Genomic DNA, 15997 nt, shown 5'->3' on the forward strand with positions numbered 1-15997 from the left:
GGACCCAGAAGTTGGAGACGCTCGTGCGCCTGCCCCGGTTCCGCCTGCTCGTCCTGCTGGTCGCGGCGCTGCTCGCCGCCGGCGTCGGCACCGCCTCCGCCACTCCGCACCGCGGTTCCGCCACCGGCGAGTTCGCGTCGCTGGACCAGCGCGGACCCCGGCTGAGCGTGCCGACGGCCGACCTGCAGAGGTCGCTCCGCTGCAACGGCCGGCTGGACAAGCTGAAGCGCGATCCGATCCTGCTGGTGCCGGGCACGACGCTGACGCCCGAGGTCAACTTCGACTGGAACTACCAGCGGGCCTTCGACCAGGCGGGCCGCCGCTGGTGCAGCGTCACGCTGCCGTTCGACGCCACCGGCGACATCCAGGTCGCCGGCGAGTACGTGGTGCACGCGCTGCGCACCATGAGCACCCAGGCGCGCCGCGACGTCGACGTCGTCGGGTTCAGCCAGGGCGGCATGGTGCCGCGGTGGGCGCTGCGCTTCTGGCCGGACACCCGCGCGCTCGTCGACGACGTCATCGGCCTGAGCCCGTCCAACCACGGCACCCTCGTCGCCGACATCGCCTGCCGCCGGCCCTGCAACCCGTCGTTCCACCAGCAGGCCTCGCGGTCACGGTTCCTGCAGGCGCTCAACAGCGGCGCCGAGACCTTCGCCGGCATCGACTACACGGTCGCCTACACGAACACCGACGAGGTCGTCGTCCCGAACGTCGGCCCCGGGGCCAGCTCCCCGCTGCGCACCGGAAAGGGCCGGATCGCGAACATCGCGTTGCAGGAGGTGTGCCCCGGCCACGTCGCCGACCACTTCCAGATCGGCAGCTCGGACGCCGTCGGCTACGCCCTCGTCGCCGACGCCCTGGACCACGAGGGCCCGGCGAAGCGCGCGCGCATCTCCCCCCTCGTGTGCGCGCAGCCGTTCCAGCCGGGGGTGAACCCGGCGACGGCCGTTCCCGACTTCCTCGAGATGGTCGCCTACGCCGGCAACCCCGCGGGGAACGCTCCCGACGTGCCGGCCGAGCCGCCGCTCAAGCCCTACGTGTTCCGCCGCTGACGGCCGGCGAACTCCCCCGGCGTCATCGTCGTGATCCGCGCGAAGTCGCGGGTGAAGTGCGCCTGGTCGGCGTAGCCCAGCACCGCCGCCACCTCCCCGAGGCCGTCCGATCCGGCGCGCAGCCGCTCGGCGGCCTCCTGCAGCCGCCGCCGCTGGATCAGCCACTTCGGGCTCAACCCGATCCGGCGCTGCACCAGCCGCTGCAGCGCCCGCTCGGAGAGGTCGAAGCGGTCGCACACCTGGGCCACCCGGATGACCTCACGGTCGCCCTCGACGAAGGCGACGACGTCGTTGACCAGCCGGCCCTCGTCGTCGATCGGCAGCAGCGGCCGCAGCGCGTCGCCGAACGCCGCCATGGCGGCAGCGTGCGAGCCCTCCGCGTGCGGGTCGTCCGCCATGGCCGCGCGGACCCGGGTGGTCAGGCGCTCGCCCTCGGCGCCCAGGACGTCGACCACGTCGACGTACCGGTCGGTGTATGCGCTCATCGGGCCGCCGGCGATCAGCGCCCCCGCCGCCGGCGCGCACATGACGCCGAACGCCCAGCCGGTTCCGCTCAGCGTCGTGGTGGAGAGCCCGGAGACGACGCCGTAGAACCGGGCGTAGTCGCTCGCCACGACCACGAGGGACACCGGGTACTGCAGCACCCGCTGCGGCGCCTCCTGCCCCGGCGGCACCGACCAGACCGGGATCCAGAACCGCTGCAGCAACCCGTCGAACTCCGGCGGCGTCGAGTAGCGGTACATCACGTGCGAGGCGTCGTCGGGGTCCTTGAGGTGAGCCCGCTCGATGGAGTCCATCGGCTCGCGGCTGTCGGGTTTCATCAAGACCGAGCCTGCCGCACGTCCCTAGGTTCCGGGGCATGAACGAGACCGCCGCGCAGTTCGCCGCCGCCGACCGCCCCCTCACCGCGCTCCTCGACGGCGTGCCCGCCGCCGCCTGGTCGAGCGTCTCGCCCTGCGAGGGCTGGACCGCCGCCGACGTCGTCGGTCACCTGATCGACACCCAGCGGGACTTCCTCGGCACGCACGGCGTGGACGCGGGGCCGGCACCCGAGGTGGCCGCCGACCCCGCCGCCGCCTGGCGGGTGCACGCGGCGCGGGTGGCCGAGGCGCTCGCCGACGACTCCGTGCCCGCGCGGGAGTTCGACGGCTTCTTCGGCCGGACGACCGTGGGCGCCGCCTTCCTCCAGTTCTACGTCTGGGACATGCTCGGGCACCGTTGGGACGTCGCCCGGGCCGTGGGCGCGGACCCTGCGCTGACCGACGGGGAGCTGGACCGGATGGAGGCCGGCGCCGACAGCTTCGGCCCCGCGCTCTACATGGACGGGATCTGCCGGCCCGCCGTCGAGGTGCCGGAGGACGCGGACCGGGCGACCCGCGTGCTCGCCCGTCTCGGCCGGGCGGCCTGACCCGGTCGCGCGGATGACAGGGTGGACGGCGTGGAGTTCGCCGACGTCGTCCGCCGCCGCCGCATGGTCCGCGACTACGACCCCGACCGGCCCGTGTCCCCCGAGGTGCGGGACCGGCTGCTGGAGCACGCGATCCGGGCGCCGTCGGCCGGGTTCAGCCAGGGCTGGGCCTTCCTGGTGCTCGAGTCGGCCGAGGAGCGCGACCGGTTCTGGGCGGCGACGACCAGCGAGGGGGCTCCCGACCGCTGGCTGACCCGCATGCGCCGGGCGCCCCTGCTGATCGTGCCGCTGGCGAACAAGGCCGCCTACCTGGACCGCTACGCCGAGCCGGACAAGGGCTGGACCGATCGCGACGAGGGCCGCTGGCCGGTGCCCTACTGGGACGTCGACGCCGGCATGGCCTCGCTGCTGATGCTGCTCACCGCCGTCGACGAGGGGCTGGGCGCGTGCTTCTTCGGTGTGCCGGCCGAGCGGGTGGAGGCATTCCGCGCCGCGTTCGGGGTGCCCGAGGAGTACCGGCCGGTCGGCTGCGTCTCCGTCGGCTACCCCGGTGCCGAGGACCGGCGGTCGCCGTCACTGAAGCGCGGGCGCCGCGGCGTCGACGAGGTCGTGCACCGCGGTCGCTGGTGACCGGTGGCCACTCGACGTGGCTCCCGGTAGGGATACCGCATGACTCTCGGCCCCATCCCCGACAAGTCGACCGGCCAGGAGATCGTCGAGAAGGCCGTCGAAGGCGCCATCTCAGCGGTCCCTGTCGTCGGCGGCCCCGCAGGAGTGGCATTCGACTACGCCATCTCCCATGCCTATGACCAACGGCTGCAGGCTTGGCTTCGAGACCTCGGCGCAGCAGTGGAGGACCTAGTGGACAGGGTGGAAGACCTCGAGCTCGTTGCCTTGACCCATGAGGATCGGTTCCTGGACGCGGTCGCGGCAGCCACGCGCATCGCCGAGCGATCCTCCTTGACGGAGAAGCGGGAGGCGCTGCGAAACGCTGTACTCAATTCGGCGCTACCGGGGGCCCCGAACGCAGAAGAGCAGTCCATCTTCATGCGGCTGATCGATGACTACACGCCCACCCACCTCATACTGCTCAGCTTCCTGGCAGACCCTGGCGACTGGTTTACGCGCCACCAGATTCCCAAGCTGAATCTGCTCAGCGGAGGACTTGCATCGGTGATTGAGGCTGGGATCCCCGAACTCGCCAACCGACAGATCGTCCTTGATCTTGCGATAGCGGACCTTGGACGCGACGGCCTGATCAACGCGCCCGGCCTCAACGCGGTGATGACAGGCGACAGTCTCTACAAGGCGCGGATCACGCAGTGGGGTCAGCAGTTCCTCGAGTTCGTCACCGATCCACTCGCGAGCTGACGCCGCTCAGCCCAGTTGGGTGACCCCCGTGACCAGCACCAGGTCCGCGCCGTGCGTGCCGGCGGTGTCGACGTCCTCCGGCCGCTCCTCGTAGCCGGGGAGACCGGTGAGCCCGTTGCTCGCGTCGGTCGCGCGCAGCCGCACCGGACCGTCGCCCTCGACGGTGAAGGCGGCCTGCAGCCCGTCGGCCGGCGGTGCGTGGAACGTGATCCGCAGGAAGTCCTCGCCGAGCGCGCCCTCGGGCACGGCTCGGCCACCGATCCGGCCGCGGACGACGCTGCCGCCGTCGACGGCCAGGGCGAGGTCGACGAGCCGGACGTCGTCGCGCCGGGGCGTGACCCGCACGGTGATCTCGCGGCGCTCGCCGAGCACGGTGTCGGAGACGACGGTGACCTCCGGCGCCGACAGGTCGGCGGCCTCGGCGGGACCGGTCTGCACCTCGCGGCCGGCGAAGTACGGGTAGTCCGCGCCGAGGGTGCCGCGACCGTCGACGAAACCGGCGGTCCACTCCCCCGGCGGCGTCTCGGTGGTCACCCAGCGCGCCTCGCCGGCGTCGGCGTCCAGCAGGTAGCCCAGCCGGCTAGGCACCGGGTGCGCGGCGTCGAAGCGGTCCACGGTCAACCCGGTGCCCGTGCAGAAGACGGCGGCGACGAGCGCCGCCGCCGGCACCCCGGTCGCCGCGAGCCGGGCCCGCTCGCCGGGATCGGGGAAGAGCAGCTCCACGGCCGGGAGCAGCGCGAGGGCGGCGAGGACGACGACCACCGACGGGGCGAGCGCCTGCGAGAGCCCGAGCGCAGGGAAGAAGAGCGCGGCGGTGGGCGCGAGCACCAGGACCGCCGCCGCACCGGTGAGCAGCGCGGCGCCGACCCGGACCACGCGCGAGGACGTCAGCGCGGCGACGATCCCGGTCAGCGCACCGACCAGGGCGGGCCAGGCGGCCAGGTAGGAGCCGCCCGGCGCCACGGCGGCGAGCACCGCGGCGACGACGGCGAGCCACGTCAGTGCGCCCACCGCCAGCGGTGCCGTCCCCACTCGGCGGCGCAGCAGGGCGTACCAGAGCAGCACCACGAGCAGGACGACGGCGACCGCGGCCAGCCGGAACCAGCCGGGGCGCCAGGGGTCGAGCATCGTGGCGTACCCGGGGCGCGCGAGGACCAGCAGCTGCCACAGCCCCTGGGCCGCCAGCGGGCCGAGGGCGAGCGGCAGCAGAGCCAGCAGCGCACCGCCGGCGCTGCGGCGCAGCGAGCTGATCCCGCGCACCCGCAGCACCAGCGCGAGCCCGGCGACGGCGACCAGAGCTGCCCCGGCGAGCGGCCACACGAAGGTGCCCGGGTACTGCGCCAGCATGCCGGGCAGCGGGAAGTAGGTGGCGTCGCCGTCCGCGGGCTCGGCGAGGACGGTCAGGTCCCGGTCGCCGAGCGAGCGGGTCAGGGCCAGCGCGTTGTCACCCAGGGCCTGCAGGGTTCCGCGGTCCAGCCGGTCGGGGGTGTCCTGCGGCGAGTGGTAGCCGGCGGCGCCGTCGATGAAGGCGGTGTTCATGCCGGTGAAGTCGCCGTCGGCCAGCAGCACGCTGAAGTCGGTGTCGTTGGGCAGCGCGCGGTAGACCTCCACGGCGAAGCTGCTGGCCACCGGGTGCTCCGCGGCCTCGGCGAAGGCGGCAGCGAGGCCGGCGTTGCCGAGCGACGTCTCGAACATGATCGGCGGGCCGCTGGTGCCGCGGGCCTCGAAGTTGAGGACCACGCCGCCCGTGGCCAGCGGGTGCGAGGCGGCGAACGCGTCCGCACCGCAGAGGCAGGCCTCCTCCGCGTCGGTGAGCACCACGACGACGTCGTTGCGCAGCGCCGGGCCGGCGGTGAGCGCGCGCACCGACTCCAGCAGCGCGGCGACGCCGGCCGCGTCGTCGGCTGCTCCGGGCCCGGCTTCGGCCGAGTCGTGGTGCGCCATCAGGTAGAGCCGGCCGGTCGGGTCGGTCCCGGGCAGCACGGCCACGACGTTGCGGACCCGGGCCATCCCGGCCTCGCCCGGTGCCCCCTCGCGCGCTCCGACGGCGTTCTGCACCCGGGTGTCCAGGCCCAGGTCGGTGAGCGTCTCGACCAGGCCGGCGACGACGACGTCGTTCTCCGGGCTGCCGGCGACGTGCGGGGCCTCGGCGATCCGCTCGACGTGTGCGAAAGCGCGCTCGGCGCTGAACTCGGCAGCCGGGGCGTCGGCCGGCCGGGGGTCCGGGGGCTGGAGGCTCGCGACGGTCCAGACGCTCAGCGCCAGTAGCAGGACGGCGGTGAGCAGGCCCGCGAGACGGCCCGGCCGACCGTCGTGGGCAGGACGCGGAGCGGGCACGCCGACCTCCAGGGCAGCACCGGAACGGGTCCGGGGAACCCTAGGTGACGACGTCCTTCCGCGCGGGGAGGCTCAGTCGAGGGTGTTCAGCCAGTTGGTGAGCAGCTGCGCGCCGGCGTCGCCGCTCTTCTCCGGGTGGAACTGCGTCGCCGAGAGCGCCGCGTTCTCCACGCCGGCGACGAAGTGGTCGCCGTGCTCGGCCCAGGTCACCTTCGGTGGAGCGAGCGGCGCCGTGACGCCGTCCTCGGCGAGGGGGAACTCGCGCACGCCGTAGGAGTGCACGAAGTAGAAGCGCTCGTCCTCGAGGCCGGCGAAGAGCGCACTGCCCGGAGCGGCCTGCACGGTGTTCCAGCCCATGTGCGGGAGGACCGGCGCCTTGAGCTGCTCGACGACGCCGGGCCACTCGCCGACGCCCTCGGAGTCCACGCCGTGCTCGACGCCGCGCTCGAAGAGGATCTGCATGCCGACGCAGATGCCCAGCACGGGGCGGCCGCCGGCGAGGCGGCGGCCGATGATCCGGCGTCCCTGCACGGCGTCCAGCCCGGTCATGCAGGCCGCGAACGCACCGACGCCGGGCACGACGAGGCCGTCGGCCGCGAGCGCCACGTCGGCGTCCGCGGTCACCGTCACGTCGGCGCCGACCCGCTGGAGCGCGCGCTCGGCCGAACGCAGGTTGCCCGAGCCGTAGTCGAGGACCGCCACCTTCTTCACACCTGCCACGCTACCGACCAGCAATTCGGCGGCCGACGGGATTCCCGCCCGGGCGCACAGTGCCGAACTGCACGAACTCGTGGCCATCAGGCGGTGATGGCCACGAGTTCGTGTGGTTCGGAGGTCCTCCCGGAGTCGGCCGGGTCAGTCCGTGGGAGCCGGTTCCCACGGCAGCACGGTGAGCTCGGGCCACTGCTGCTTCCACCGCGCGGCCTTGGCCTCGTAGACGTGCCGCGGGGCGAGGCGCCGGTTGGGACGGACCACCAGGTCGAAGAGGTCGTCGTAGCCGTGCGGGGCGTAGACCTCGACCGCGCCCGCGCCGTCCACCCGGATCCCGTAGCAGCAGCACACGGCGGCGAAGTGGTCGATCGCGTCGGCGCAGTCGCGGAAGGGCTCCGCCGGCACCCCGAACTTCTGCTCGTACCAGAGGTGCACCCGCGCCTCGTTGCGGATCTCCACCGGCACCGGCAGATCGGCGAAGAGCTCCGCCCCCGCGCGGATGACGGCGTCCTCCGCCTCCCACGACGTGTCGGCGTCGAAGTAGAAGAAGTCGGCGTCGCGGATGCCGGTGCCCGGCGGCCTGCCGGTGAGCGAGTTCCACACCGTCTGGAAGAGCACGCCGGCGGTCAGCCACCAGTCCGTCAGGCCGAGCACGGGCGCCCGCTCCAGCACCGCCCGCACCGTCGGGTCGGCCGTCACGATGCCGAGGAAGCGCTCCTCGTCGCCTCCGGGCACGCCCGGCTCACATCCGGAGGATGCCCGAGACGCTGGCCAGCACCGCCCCGGCCAGCAGGATCACGGCGAAGACGACCTGCGGACCCGTCCGCCCCTTGGTGTCGGAGTCGGCGCGCCAGATGCTCCACGCCCCGCCGAGCAGGAACCCGCCCATCAGGAGCAGGGCCAGACCGAAGTTCACCGGTTACAGCGCACCCTTGGTGGACGGGACGTCGGTGACCCGCGGGTCGAGGGCGACGGCGACGCGCAGCGCGCGGGCCAGCGCCTTGAACTGCGCCTCCACGATGTGGTGGGCGTCGCGGCCGGCGTAGAGCACCCGCACGTGCAGGCTGATCCGCGCGTTGAACGCGAAGGACTCCAGCACGTGCTTGGTGAGCGACGTCGGGTAGTCCGGCCCGATCATCGGCGTCATGTTCTCGGGTTCGGCGTGCACGAAGTACGGCCGGCCGGAGAGGTCGACGGCGGCCTGCGCGAGCACCTCGTCCATCGGGATCGTCGCGTCGCCGTAGCGGGTGATGCCGCGCTTGTCGCCCAGCGCCTCCGCGAACGCCTGGCCCAGGGCGATCGCGACGTCCTCGACGGTGTGGTGCGCGTCGATGTGCAGGTCGCCGTCGGCCCGCACGGAGAGGTCGATCCCGCTGTGCTTGGACAGCGCGGTGAGCATGTGGTCGTAGAAGCCCACGCCCGTGCTGATCGAGCTGGTGCCGGTGCCGTCGAGGTCGAGCTCGACGACGAGCTTCGTCTCGCTGGTCTGTCGCTCGACGCGTGCGGTGCGGGTCATGGACGTCAGTCTCCCAGAGTCGTGCGGTGGTCCGGCGCGATCTCACCTGTAGTGGTGGAACGCAGCGCGGTGAGGAACGCGTCGGTCTCCTCGGCGGTGCCCGCGGTGACCCGCAGCCAGCCGGGCAGTCCGACGTCGCGGACCAGCACGCCCCGGTCCAGCAGCGCCTGCCAGACGGCGGGCGCGTCGGCGAAGTGGCCGAAGAGTACGAAGTTGGCGTCGCTCGGCACGCTGGTGAGCCCCATCCCGGGCAGCGCGTCGACGATCCGGTCCCGCTGCTCCATGACCGCGGCCACCGTCGCCAACAGGGCGTCGGTGTGCGCGAGCGCCGCCCGCGCGGCCGCCTGCGTGAGCGAGCTCAGGTGGTACGGCAGCCGCACGAGCTGGATCGCGTCGACGACGGCGGGGTCGGCGGCGAGATAGCCCAGGCGGAGCCCCGCCATGCCGAACGCCTTGCTCATGGTGCGGCTGACGATCAGCCGCGGACGCCCCGGCAGCAGGGTCAGCGCCGACGGCGTGCCGGGCCGGGCGAACTCGGCGTACGCCTCGTCGACGACGACGACGCCTTCGGTCGCCTCGTACAGCGCGGTGATCGTGTCCAGGTCGACCGCGGTGCCGGTCGGGTTGTTCGGGCTGGTCACGAAGACGACGTCGGGCCGCTCCTCGCGCACCTGGGCGACGGCGGCGGCGCTGTCGATGGTGAAGTCAGCAGCGCGGTGCCCGTCGACCCAGCCGCTGCCGGTGCCCGCGGAGATGATCGGGTGCATCGAGTAGGACGGCGTGAACCCGAGCGCGGTGCGACCGGCGCCGCCGAACGTCTGCAGGATCTGCTGCAGCACCTCGTTGGAGCCGTTGGCCGCCCACACCTGCGCCGGGTCGATCGGCTCGCCGCTGGTGCGGGTCAGGTAGGCCGCCAGATCGGTGCGCAGCGCGACGGCGTCCCGGTCGGGGTAGCGGTTGAGCTCGAGGGCCGCGTGCCCGAGCGCCGCGCCCAGGTCGGCCAGCAGCTCGGCCGGCAGGGGGTGCGGGTTCTCGTTGGTGTTGAGCCGGTGCTGCGCGGGGAGCTGCGGGGCGCCGTAGGGCACACGTCCTCGCAGCTCCGGCCGCAGCGGGAGCCCGTCGAGCGACGTCACGACCGCTGCCGGATCCGCACGGCGGCCGCGTGGGCGGGGAGGTCCTCCGCCCCGGCGAGGGCGTCGATGTGCGGCGCCACCTCGGCGAGCGCCGCCTCGTCGTACTCGATGACGTGGATGCCGCGCAGGAAGGACTGCACGCTCAGCCCGCTCTGGTGCCGGGCGCAGCCGCCGGTGGGCAGGACGTGGTTGGAGCCGGCCGCGTAGTCGCCCAGCGACACCGGCGACCAGGCGCCGACGAAGATCGCGCCGGCATTGCGCACCCGCATGGCGATCTCGCGCGAGTTGCGGGTCTGGATCTCCAGGTGCTCGGCGGCGTAGGCGTCGACGACGCGCAGCCCCGCCTCGAGGTCGTCGACGAGGACGATCCCGGACTGGCTGCCGTCGAGCGCGGTGCCGATCCGGTCGGAGTGCTTGGTGGCGGCCACCTGCCCAGGCACGAGCGCGAGGACGGCGTCGGCGAGCTCCTCGCTCGTCGTCACCAGCACCGCGCCGGCCAGCGGGTCGTGCTCGGCCTGGCTGATCAGGTCGGCCGCGACGTGCGCCGGGTCCGCGGTGTCGTCGGCGAGGATCGCCACCTCGGTCGGGCCGGCCTCGGAGTCGATGCCGATGAGCCCGCGCAGCAGCCGCTTGGCGGCGGTGACGTAGACGTTGCCCGGACCGGTGACCATGTCCACCGGCTCGCAGGAGCCGGCGCCGTAGCCGAAGACGGCGACCGCCTGGGCCCCGCCGACGGCGTAGACCTCGGTGACGCCCAGCAGCGCACATGCCGCGAGGACGCCCGGGTCGGGCAGGCCGCCGTGGTCGCGCTGCGGCGGGGAGGCGACGGCGATCGACTCCACGCCGGCGATCTGGGCGGGAACGACGTTCATGACGACGCTGGACAGCAGCGGCGCCAGGCCACCGGGCACGTAGAGGCCGACGCGGCGGACCGGCAGCCAGCGCTCCATCACGGTGCCGCCGGGCACGACCTGGGTGGTGACGTCGGTGCGCCGCTGGTCCTCGTGCACCTTCTTGACCCGCGAGATGGCCTCTTCCAGCGCCGCCCGCAGCGTCGGGTCGCACTCGGCGAGCGCGCGGTCCAGCGCCTCCTGGGGGACGGCGAAGTCCTCGGCGTCCACGCCGTCGATGCGCGCGGTGATCTCGCGGACCGCCTGGGCGCCGCGGACCCGGACGTCTTCGCAGAGCGGGCGGACCGTGGCCAGCACCGAGTCGATGTCGGTGGCGGCCCGGGGCAGCAGTCCGGCGAGCTCGCGGACGCCGGGGAGGGCGTTTCCGCGCAGGTCGATGCGTGCGAGCACGGGGGTGCCTCCGAGATCTGGGCAGGGGGTGCCGGGGCTTCTCAGGGTAGCCAGCGGTTCCGGAGCCCTCGGGGCGCACCCGGGGCGTCCCGCCCGGTGGGGGTGCCCGCGGGCCGTACGCTTGCCCGGATGGGTGAACTGATCCCGCTGTTCCCGCTGGGGCGGCCGCTGTTCCCCGGCGTGGTGCTGCCGCTGCAGATCTTCGAGCCGCGCTACCGCCGGCTCATGCGCGACCTCATGGACCTGCCCGAGCACGGCGACCGCCGGTTCTTCGGCGTGGTCGCCATCCGGCAGGGCTGGGAGGTCGAGCGCGTCGCCCCGGCGGCGGCGCTCTACGACATCGGCTGCACCGCCCGGCTGCAGCGCGTCCAGCCGCAGCCCGACGGCGGGTTCCGCATCGTGAGCGTCGGCGGCGAGCGCTTCCGCATCCTCGACGTCGTCGTGGGCGACGACCCGCCCTATCTCCAGGCGGAGGTCGAGTGGATGGCCGAGGAGGAGGCCGCCGAGGAGGCGGCCGGGGACGCCGAGTCGGTGACCGACGCCCCGGGGCTGGCCATCCCCGACGAGGTCGCCTCGTCGGTGGCCCGCGGCTCCCTCGACCTGCTCGCCCGCGGCGTCGGCGACCTGTTCACCCGCTACGTGGCGGAGGTGTCGGCGCTCGGGGCCGGCTCCCACGGGGACGGCGTGGAGGCGGCCGTCCGGCTGGCCGCCGCGGCCGACGACCCCAGCGCGCTCTCCTGGCTGGTCGCGTCCTCGGCGCTGCTCACCACCGAGGACCGGCAGGCGCTGCTGGCCGAGTCGGCGACCCGGCGGCGGTTGGCCGCGGAGTCCCGGCTGCTGCGCCGGGAGCTGACGCTGCTGCAGGAGCTGAGCGCGGTGCCCGCGCCGTTGCAGCAATTCGCCACCCCGATGACCGTGAACTGACGAGGGACCCCGTCCCTCGGAGCGCGCGGGCCTAGCTGCGGTTCAGGCCGTCGTCGGCGGCGAGCATCGCGCAGATCAGGTAGGCCAGCAGCGCCGCGAACGACGTCGCGGCGAGCGCCGGCAGCGAACCGAGCGAGAGCCCGGTGGTGACCGTGGCCCCGACGTCAGCCAGGTCGGCCCGGCTCGGCGGCCTGCGGAGCAGCTCGCCGAGCTGCCAGGCGACGACGGACGCGAGGCTGCCGCCGACGGCGAGCACTCCGAGGGTGCCTACTCCGCGCCGGCTGCGCAGCGCCCAGGACGCCGCGCCGACCAGCAGGCCGAGGCCGAGCAGCACCAGGACGAAGACGGCGTCCGCGCCCGCCTGCAGCTCCCCCACCGGCAGTCCGACGGCGACCGGACCCTCGTCGGTGATGCGGTAGACGCCCTTCGGCGCCAGCAGCCACCACAGGAGGCCGGCCGGGACACCTGCCAGCGCGATGCCCAGGAGCAGCCCGAGACCCCGGCGGAAGTCGTCGCGGACCTCCGGCCAGCCCCGCCAGTAGATCTGCGGGTAGGGCGCCGGGAGCGGCGGGGCCTCCAGGGGCGTCGTGCTCACTCCCCCAGTGAACCCTGCGTCCGCCACAGGTGCCGGTCCACCTCCGGTGTCGTTCAGAGGAGCGCCACGCTGGTGGGACCGAGCAGGGCCTTGATGTCGCCCATGAGAGCGGTGCTCGGTCGCACCCGGAGCCCCTGGTCCAGGCGCAGCACCGTCTCGCGGCTGCCGTTGACCAGCTTGAGCTGCACCTCGGTGGTGCCCGGGTGGCTGCCCAGCACCTCACGGAGCCGCTCGACCACCGGTGGGGTGCAGCGGGCGGCGGCCATCGAGACCAGCACCGGGCCGCGGGCGCCCTCGGTGAGCTCGGGGACCGTCACCTCGGAGCCGAACAGCGAGGGCTGGTCGTCGCGGCGGCTGATCCGCCCCTTGACCACGATGATCTGGTCGCGGACCACCTTCTCCGAGACCTCGACCCAGGTCTTGGGGAAGAAGAGCACCTCGATGCCGGACTCGAGGTCCTCGACCGTGGCGATCGCCCAGGGCGCGCCCTGCTTGTTGGTGCGCGGGGAGACCGAGGTGAGGATGCCGGCGATCGTGACGTTGGCGCCGTCCTCCACTCCCCCGGCCATGATCTCGGCGATCGGGGTGTCGGCGTGCGAGGTGAGCACGTGCTCGACGCCGTGCAGCGGGTGGTCGGAGACGTAGAGGCCGAGCATGTCGCGCTCGAACATCAGCCGCTCGCTCTTGGACCAGTCCGCTGTGGGGATGGTGATGTTCAGGGCTCCGCCGAACGGGTCGTCGTCCCCGCCCTCGGCGCCGAAGCTGCCGAACAGGTCGAACTGGCCCTCGGCCTCCTTGCGCTTGAGGCCCATCGCGGAGTCGACGGCCTGGGCGTGGATCGCGGCGATGCCCTGGCGGGAGTGCCCCAGGGAGTCGAACGCGCCGGCCTTGGCGAGGGACTCGATGACCTTCTTGTTGCAGGCCACCGTGTCGATCTTGCGCATGAAGTCGGCGAAGTCCTTGAACGCGCCCTTGCTCTCGCGCGCCTTGACGATCGACTCCACGACGTTGGTGCCGACGTTGCGCACCGACGCCAGGCCGAAGCGGATGTCGGTGCCGACGGCGGTGAAGTCCCAGCTGGACTCATTGACGTCCGGCGGGAGGACCTTGATGCCCATGCGGCGGCACTCGGCCAGGTAGATCGGCCGGCGGTCCTTGTCGTCCTGGACGCTGGTCAGCAGGCCGGCCATGTACTCGGCCGGGTAGTTCGCCTTGAGGTAGGCCGTCCAGTAGGAGACGAGGCCGTAGGCCGCGGAGTGGGCCTTGTTGAACGCGTAGTCGGCGAACGGGACGAGGATGTCCCACAGCGTCTTGACCGCCGCGGCCGAGTAGCCGTTGGCCTTCATGCCGGCCTCGAAGCCGACGTACTCGGCGTCCAGGACCGACTTCTTCTTCTTGCCCATCGCGCGGCGCAGCAGGTCGGCCTTGCCGAGCGAGTACCCGGCGACCTTCTGCGCGATCGCCATGACCTGCTCCTGGTAGACGATCAGGCCGTAGGTCTGACCCAGGATCTCCTCGAGCGACTCGGCCAGCTCCGGGTGGATCGGGGTGATCTCCTGCTGGCCGTTCTTGCGCAGCGCGTAGTTGGTGTGCGAGTTCGCACCCATGGGGCCCGGTCGGTAGAGCGCACCGACGGCGGAGATGTCCTCGAAGTTGTCGGGGCGCATGAGTCGCAGCAGCGACCGCATCGGGCCGCCGTCGAACTGGAAGACGCCGAGGGTGTCGCCCCGGGAGAGCAGGGCGTAGGTGTTCGGGTCGGTGAGGTCCTTGCTGATCTCGTCGAGATCGACCGGGTCCTTGCCGTTGATCACGATGTTGCGCAGCGCGTCGTCGATCACCGTGAGGTTGCGCAGGCCCAGGAAGTCCATCTTGAGCAGGCCGAGCGTCTCGCAGGTCGGGTAGTCGAACTGCGTGATGATCGCGCCGTCGGCCTCGCGCCGCATGATCGGGATGGAGTCGATCAGCGGATACCGGCCGATGATGACGCCGGCGGCGTGCACGCCCCACTGGCGCTTCAGGCCCTCGAGCTTGCGGGCCTGGTCCACCACCTCGGCCGCGCCGGGGTCGGACTCGTAGCGGGCGCGGAACTCCGCGGCCTCCTTGTAGCGGTCGTGCTTGGGGTCGAAGACTCCCGAGAGCGGGATGCCCTTGCCCATCACGTCCGGCGGCATGAGCTTGGTCAGCTCGTCACCGACGGAGTAGGGCCGGTCGAGCACCCGGGCGGCGTCCTTGATCGCGGCCTTCGCCTTGATGGTGCCGTAGGTGACGATCTGGCTGACCCGCTCCTCGCCGTACTTCTGCGAGACGTACTGGATGACCTCGCCGCGGCGGCGGTCGTCGAAGTCGATGTCGACATCGGGCATCGAGACGCGCTCGGGGTTGAGGAACCGCTCGAAGATCAGGCCGTGCTGCAGCGGGTCGAGGTCGGTGATGCCCATCGCGAACGCGGCCATCGAGCCGGCTGCCGAACCACGGCCGGGGCCGACCCGGATGCCGTTGTCCTTGGCCCAGTTGATGAAGTCGGCGACCACGAGGAAGTACCCCGGGAAACCCATCTGGCAGATGATCCCGACCTCGTAGTCGGCCTGCTTGCGCACGTGGTCCGGGATGCCGGCCGGGTACCGCTTGTGCAGGCCGTTCTCGACCTCCTTGACGAACCAGGAGGTCTCGTCCTCACCCGGCGGCAGCGGGAAGCGCGGCATCAGGTCGGCGCCCTCGGTGAAGTGCACCTCGCACTGCTCGGCGACGAGCAGCGTGTTGTCGCAGGCCACCGCCAGGTCACCGGGGAACAGCGCGCGCATCTCGGCGGCGGACTTCAGGTAGTAGCCGTCACCGTTGAACCGGAAGCGGTTGGTCTCGTTCAGCCGCGAGCCCGTCTGGATGCACAGCAGGGCGTCGTGGGCGGCGGCGTCCTCCTTGTGCGTGTAGTGCAGGTCGTTCGTGGCCAGCAGCGGGATGCCGAGGTCCTTGGCGATCGCCATCAGCGCCGGGCGCGTCTTCTTCTCGATGGACAGGCCATGGTCCATCAGCTCGGCGTAGAAGTTCTCCTTGCCGAAGATGTCCTGGAAGTCCGCGGCCGCCTGGCGGGCCTTGTCCTCCTTGCCGGCGCGCAGCCACATGTTCACCTCGCCCGAGGGGCAGCCGGTGGTGGCGATCAGGCCCTTGCCGTAGCGCTCCAGCAGGTCGCGGTCGAAACGCGGCTTGCGGTACTGACCCTCGAGGCTGGCCAGCGAGGAGATCCGGAAGAGGTTGTGCATGCCCTCGGTGGTGCGGGCCAGCAGCGTCATGTGGGTGTACGCGGCCTTGCCCCGGTTGTTCCCGCCGTCGCCCTCCTCGTCGAGGAGCTTGTCGCCGAAGTCGAACGGGGCCCGGTCGAACCGCGAGCCCGGGGTGTAGTACCCCTCCATGCCGATGATCGGCTTCACGCCGGCGTTCTTGGCCTGCTTGTAGAAGTCGTAGGCACCGAACACGTTGCCGTGGTCGGTCATCGCCAGTGCCGGCATCCCCTGCTCGGCGGCGGCCTTCGTGACCTCGGGCAGCTTCGCGGCGCCGTCGAGCATCGAGTACTCGGTGTGGACGTGCAGGTGCGCGAACGAATCGGACGAGCTGCTCACGGGTGGTCGGTGCTCCTCACAGGTCGTGCGTGCCC

15 protein-coding genes are annotated in these 15997 nt (G+C 72.6%); 5 read left to right on the forward strand and 10 right to left on the reverse strand.

Annotated elements, in window-relative coordinates; all coding sequences use genetic code 11:
* Nucleotides 1-23 precede the first annotated feature (23 nt).
* On the forward strand, nt 24-1052 hold the full coding sequence (locus LBW97_RS01050) for a lipase (protein WP_224497551.1): 1029 nt from the start codon (nt 24-26) through the stop codon (nt 1050-1052).
* Here LBW97_RS01050 and LBW97_RS01055 read toward each other — a convergent pair.
* Entirely contained in the window at nt 1034-1873 is an 840-nt protein-coding gene (locus tag LBW97_RS01055; protein ID WP_224497552.1) for a helix-turn-helix transcriptional regulator, read from the reverse strand. The genes LBW97_RS01050 and LBW97_RS01055 overlap by 19 nt on opposite strands.
* Before the next feature lie 38 nt (nt 1874-1911).
* Here LBW97_RS01055 and LBW97_RS01060 point away from each other — a divergent pair, with 38 nt between their 5' ends.
* The 3 genes from LBW97_RS01060 to LBW97_RS01070 are packed head-to-tail and all read left to right on the forward strand — an operon-like array spanning nt 1912 to nt 3831.
* Nucleotides 1912-2460 carry a TIGR03086 family metal-binding protein gene (locus tag LBW97_RS01060; protein WP_224497553.1) on the forward strand — a complete coding sequence of 183 codons (549 nt, stop codon included), beginning with the start codon at nt 1912-1914 and terminating at the stop codon, nt 2458-2460.
* 30 nt (nt 2461-2490) lie between these two features.
* A complete protein-coding gene (locus LBW97_RS01065) occupies nt 2491-3090 on the forward strand; it encodes a nitroreductase family protein (protein WP_224497554.1) in 600 nt (199 codons plus the stop codon).
* 39 nt (nt 3091-3129) lie between these two features.
* Nucleotides 3130-3831 (forward strand): hypothetical protein, encoded by a 702-nt coding sequence (locus LBW97_RS01070; protein ID WP_224497555.1) that lies wholly within the window; start codon nt 3130-3132, stop codon nt 3829-3831.
* A gap of 6 nt (nt 3832-3837) precedes the next feature.
* On the opposite strand, the gene LBW97_RS01075 is transcribed toward LBW97_RS01070, so the two are convergent.
* The 7 genes from LBW97_RS01075 to hisD form a co-directional block, all read right to left on the reverse strand.
* Nucleotides 3838-6168 carry a M28 family peptidase gene (locus tag LBW97_RS01075; protein WP_224497556.1) on the reverse strand — a complete coding sequence of 777 codons (2331 nt, stop codon included), beginning with the start codon at nt 6166-6168 and terminating at the stop codon, nt 3838-3840.
* A 72-nt stretch (nt 6169-6240) separates the two neighbouring features.
* Nucleotides 6241-6879, reverse strand: a complete 639-nt coding sequence (gene hisH / locus LBW97_RS01080) for an imidazole glycerol phosphate synthase subunit HisH (protein WP_224497557.1) — start codon at nt 6877-6879, stop codon at nt 6241-6243.
* Between the two features lie 144 nt (nt 6880-7023).
* Nucleotides 7024-7614 (reverse strand): nucleotidyltransferase family protein, encoded by a 591-nt coding sequence (locus tag LBW97_RS01085; RefSeq protein WP_224497558.1) that lies wholly within the window; start codon nt 7612-7614, stop codon nt 7024-7026.
* Nucleotides 7615-7621: 7 nt separating this feature from the next.
* The gene (locus LBW97_RS01090) at nt 7622-7795 is read right to left on the reverse strand and encodes a hypothetical protein (protein WP_224497559.1); all 174 of its coding nucleotides are present in this window, start codon (nt 7793-7795) and stop codon (nt 7622-7624) included.
* Between the two features lie 3 nt (nt 7796-7798).
* Nucleotides 7799-8395 carry an imidazoleglycerol-phosphate dehydratase HisB gene (gene hisB / locus LBW97_RS01095; RefSeq protein ID WP_113812170.1) on the reverse strand — a complete coding sequence of 199 codons (597 nt, stop codon included), beginning with the start codon at nt 8393-8395 and terminating at the stop codon, nt 7799-7801.
* A 5-nt stretch (nt 8396-8400) separates the two neighbouring features.
* Complete coding sequence (locus LBW97_RS01100) at nt 8401-9528, reverse strand: histidinol-phosphate transaminase (protein WP_224497560.1); 1128 nt, start codon at nt 9526-9528, stop codon at nt 8401-8403.
* Nucleotides 9525-10829, reverse strand: coding sequence for a histidinol dehydrogenase (gene hisD / locus LBW97_RS01105; protein WP_224497561.1), 1305 nt, complete (start codon nt 10827-10829; stop codon nt 9525-9527). Before hisD ends, LBW97_RS01100 begins: the two co-directional genes overlap by 4 nt.
* Nucleotides 10830-10958: 129 nt before the next feature.
* Here hisD and LBW97_RS01110 point away from each other — a divergent pair, with 129 nt between their 5' ends.
* Nucleotides 10959-11753 carry an LON peptidase substrate-binding domain-containing protein gene (locus LBW97_RS01110; protein ID WP_224497562.1) on the forward strand — a complete coding sequence of 265 codons (795 nt, stop codon included), beginning with the start codon at nt 10959-10961 and terminating at the stop codon, nt 11751-11753.
* 31 nt (nt 11754-11784) lie between these two features.
* Here the strand turns inward: LBW97_RS01110 and LBW97_RS01115 are convergent, their stop codons facing one another.
* Both LBW97_RS01115 and dnaE read right to left on the reverse strand, forming a co-directional pair.
* Nucleotides 11785-12348, reverse strand: coding sequence for a hypothetical protein (locus LBW97_RS01115; RefSeq protein WP_224497563.1), 564 nt, complete (start codon nt 12346-12348; stop codon nt 11785-11787).
* A gap of 53 nt (nt 12349-12401) precedes the next feature.
* Nucleotides 12402-15962, reverse strand: coding sequence for a DNA polymerase III subunit alpha (gene dnaE, locus LBW97_RS01120; protein WP_224497564.1), 3561 nt, complete (start codon nt 15960-15962; stop codon nt 12402-12404).
* Between the last annotated feature and the right edge of the window lie 35 nt (nt 15963-15997).

The organism is Blastococcus sp. LR1 (assembly GCF_020166105.1).
GTDB lineage: Bacteria > Actinomycetota > Actinomycetes > Mycobacteriales > Geodermatophilaceae > Blastococcus.

What these genes read in the sequence shown, in the direction of transcription:
- LBW97_RS01055 (WP_224497552.1), bottom strand. Translation starts at nt 1,873, where the DNA reads ATGAAACCCGACAGCCGCGAGCCGATGGACTCCATCGAGCGGGCTCAC.
- LBW97_RS01060 (WP_224497553.1), top strand. Translation starts at nt 1,912, where the DNA reads ATGAACGAGACCGCCGCGCAGTTCGCCGCCGCCGACCGCCCCCTCACC.
- LBW97_RS01070 (WP_224497555.1), top strand. Translation starts at nt 3,130, where the DNA reads ATGACTCTCGGCCCCATCCCCGACAAGTCGACCGGCCAGGAGATCGTC.
- hisB (WP_113812170.1), bottom strand. Translation starts at nt 8,395, where the DNA reads ATGACCCGCACCGCACGCGTCGAGCGACAGACCAGCGAGACGAAGCTC.
- LBW97_RS01110 (WP_224497562.1), top strand. Translation starts at nt 10,959, where the DNA reads ATGGGTGAACTGATCCCGCTGTTCCCGCTGGGGCGGCCGCTGTTCCCC.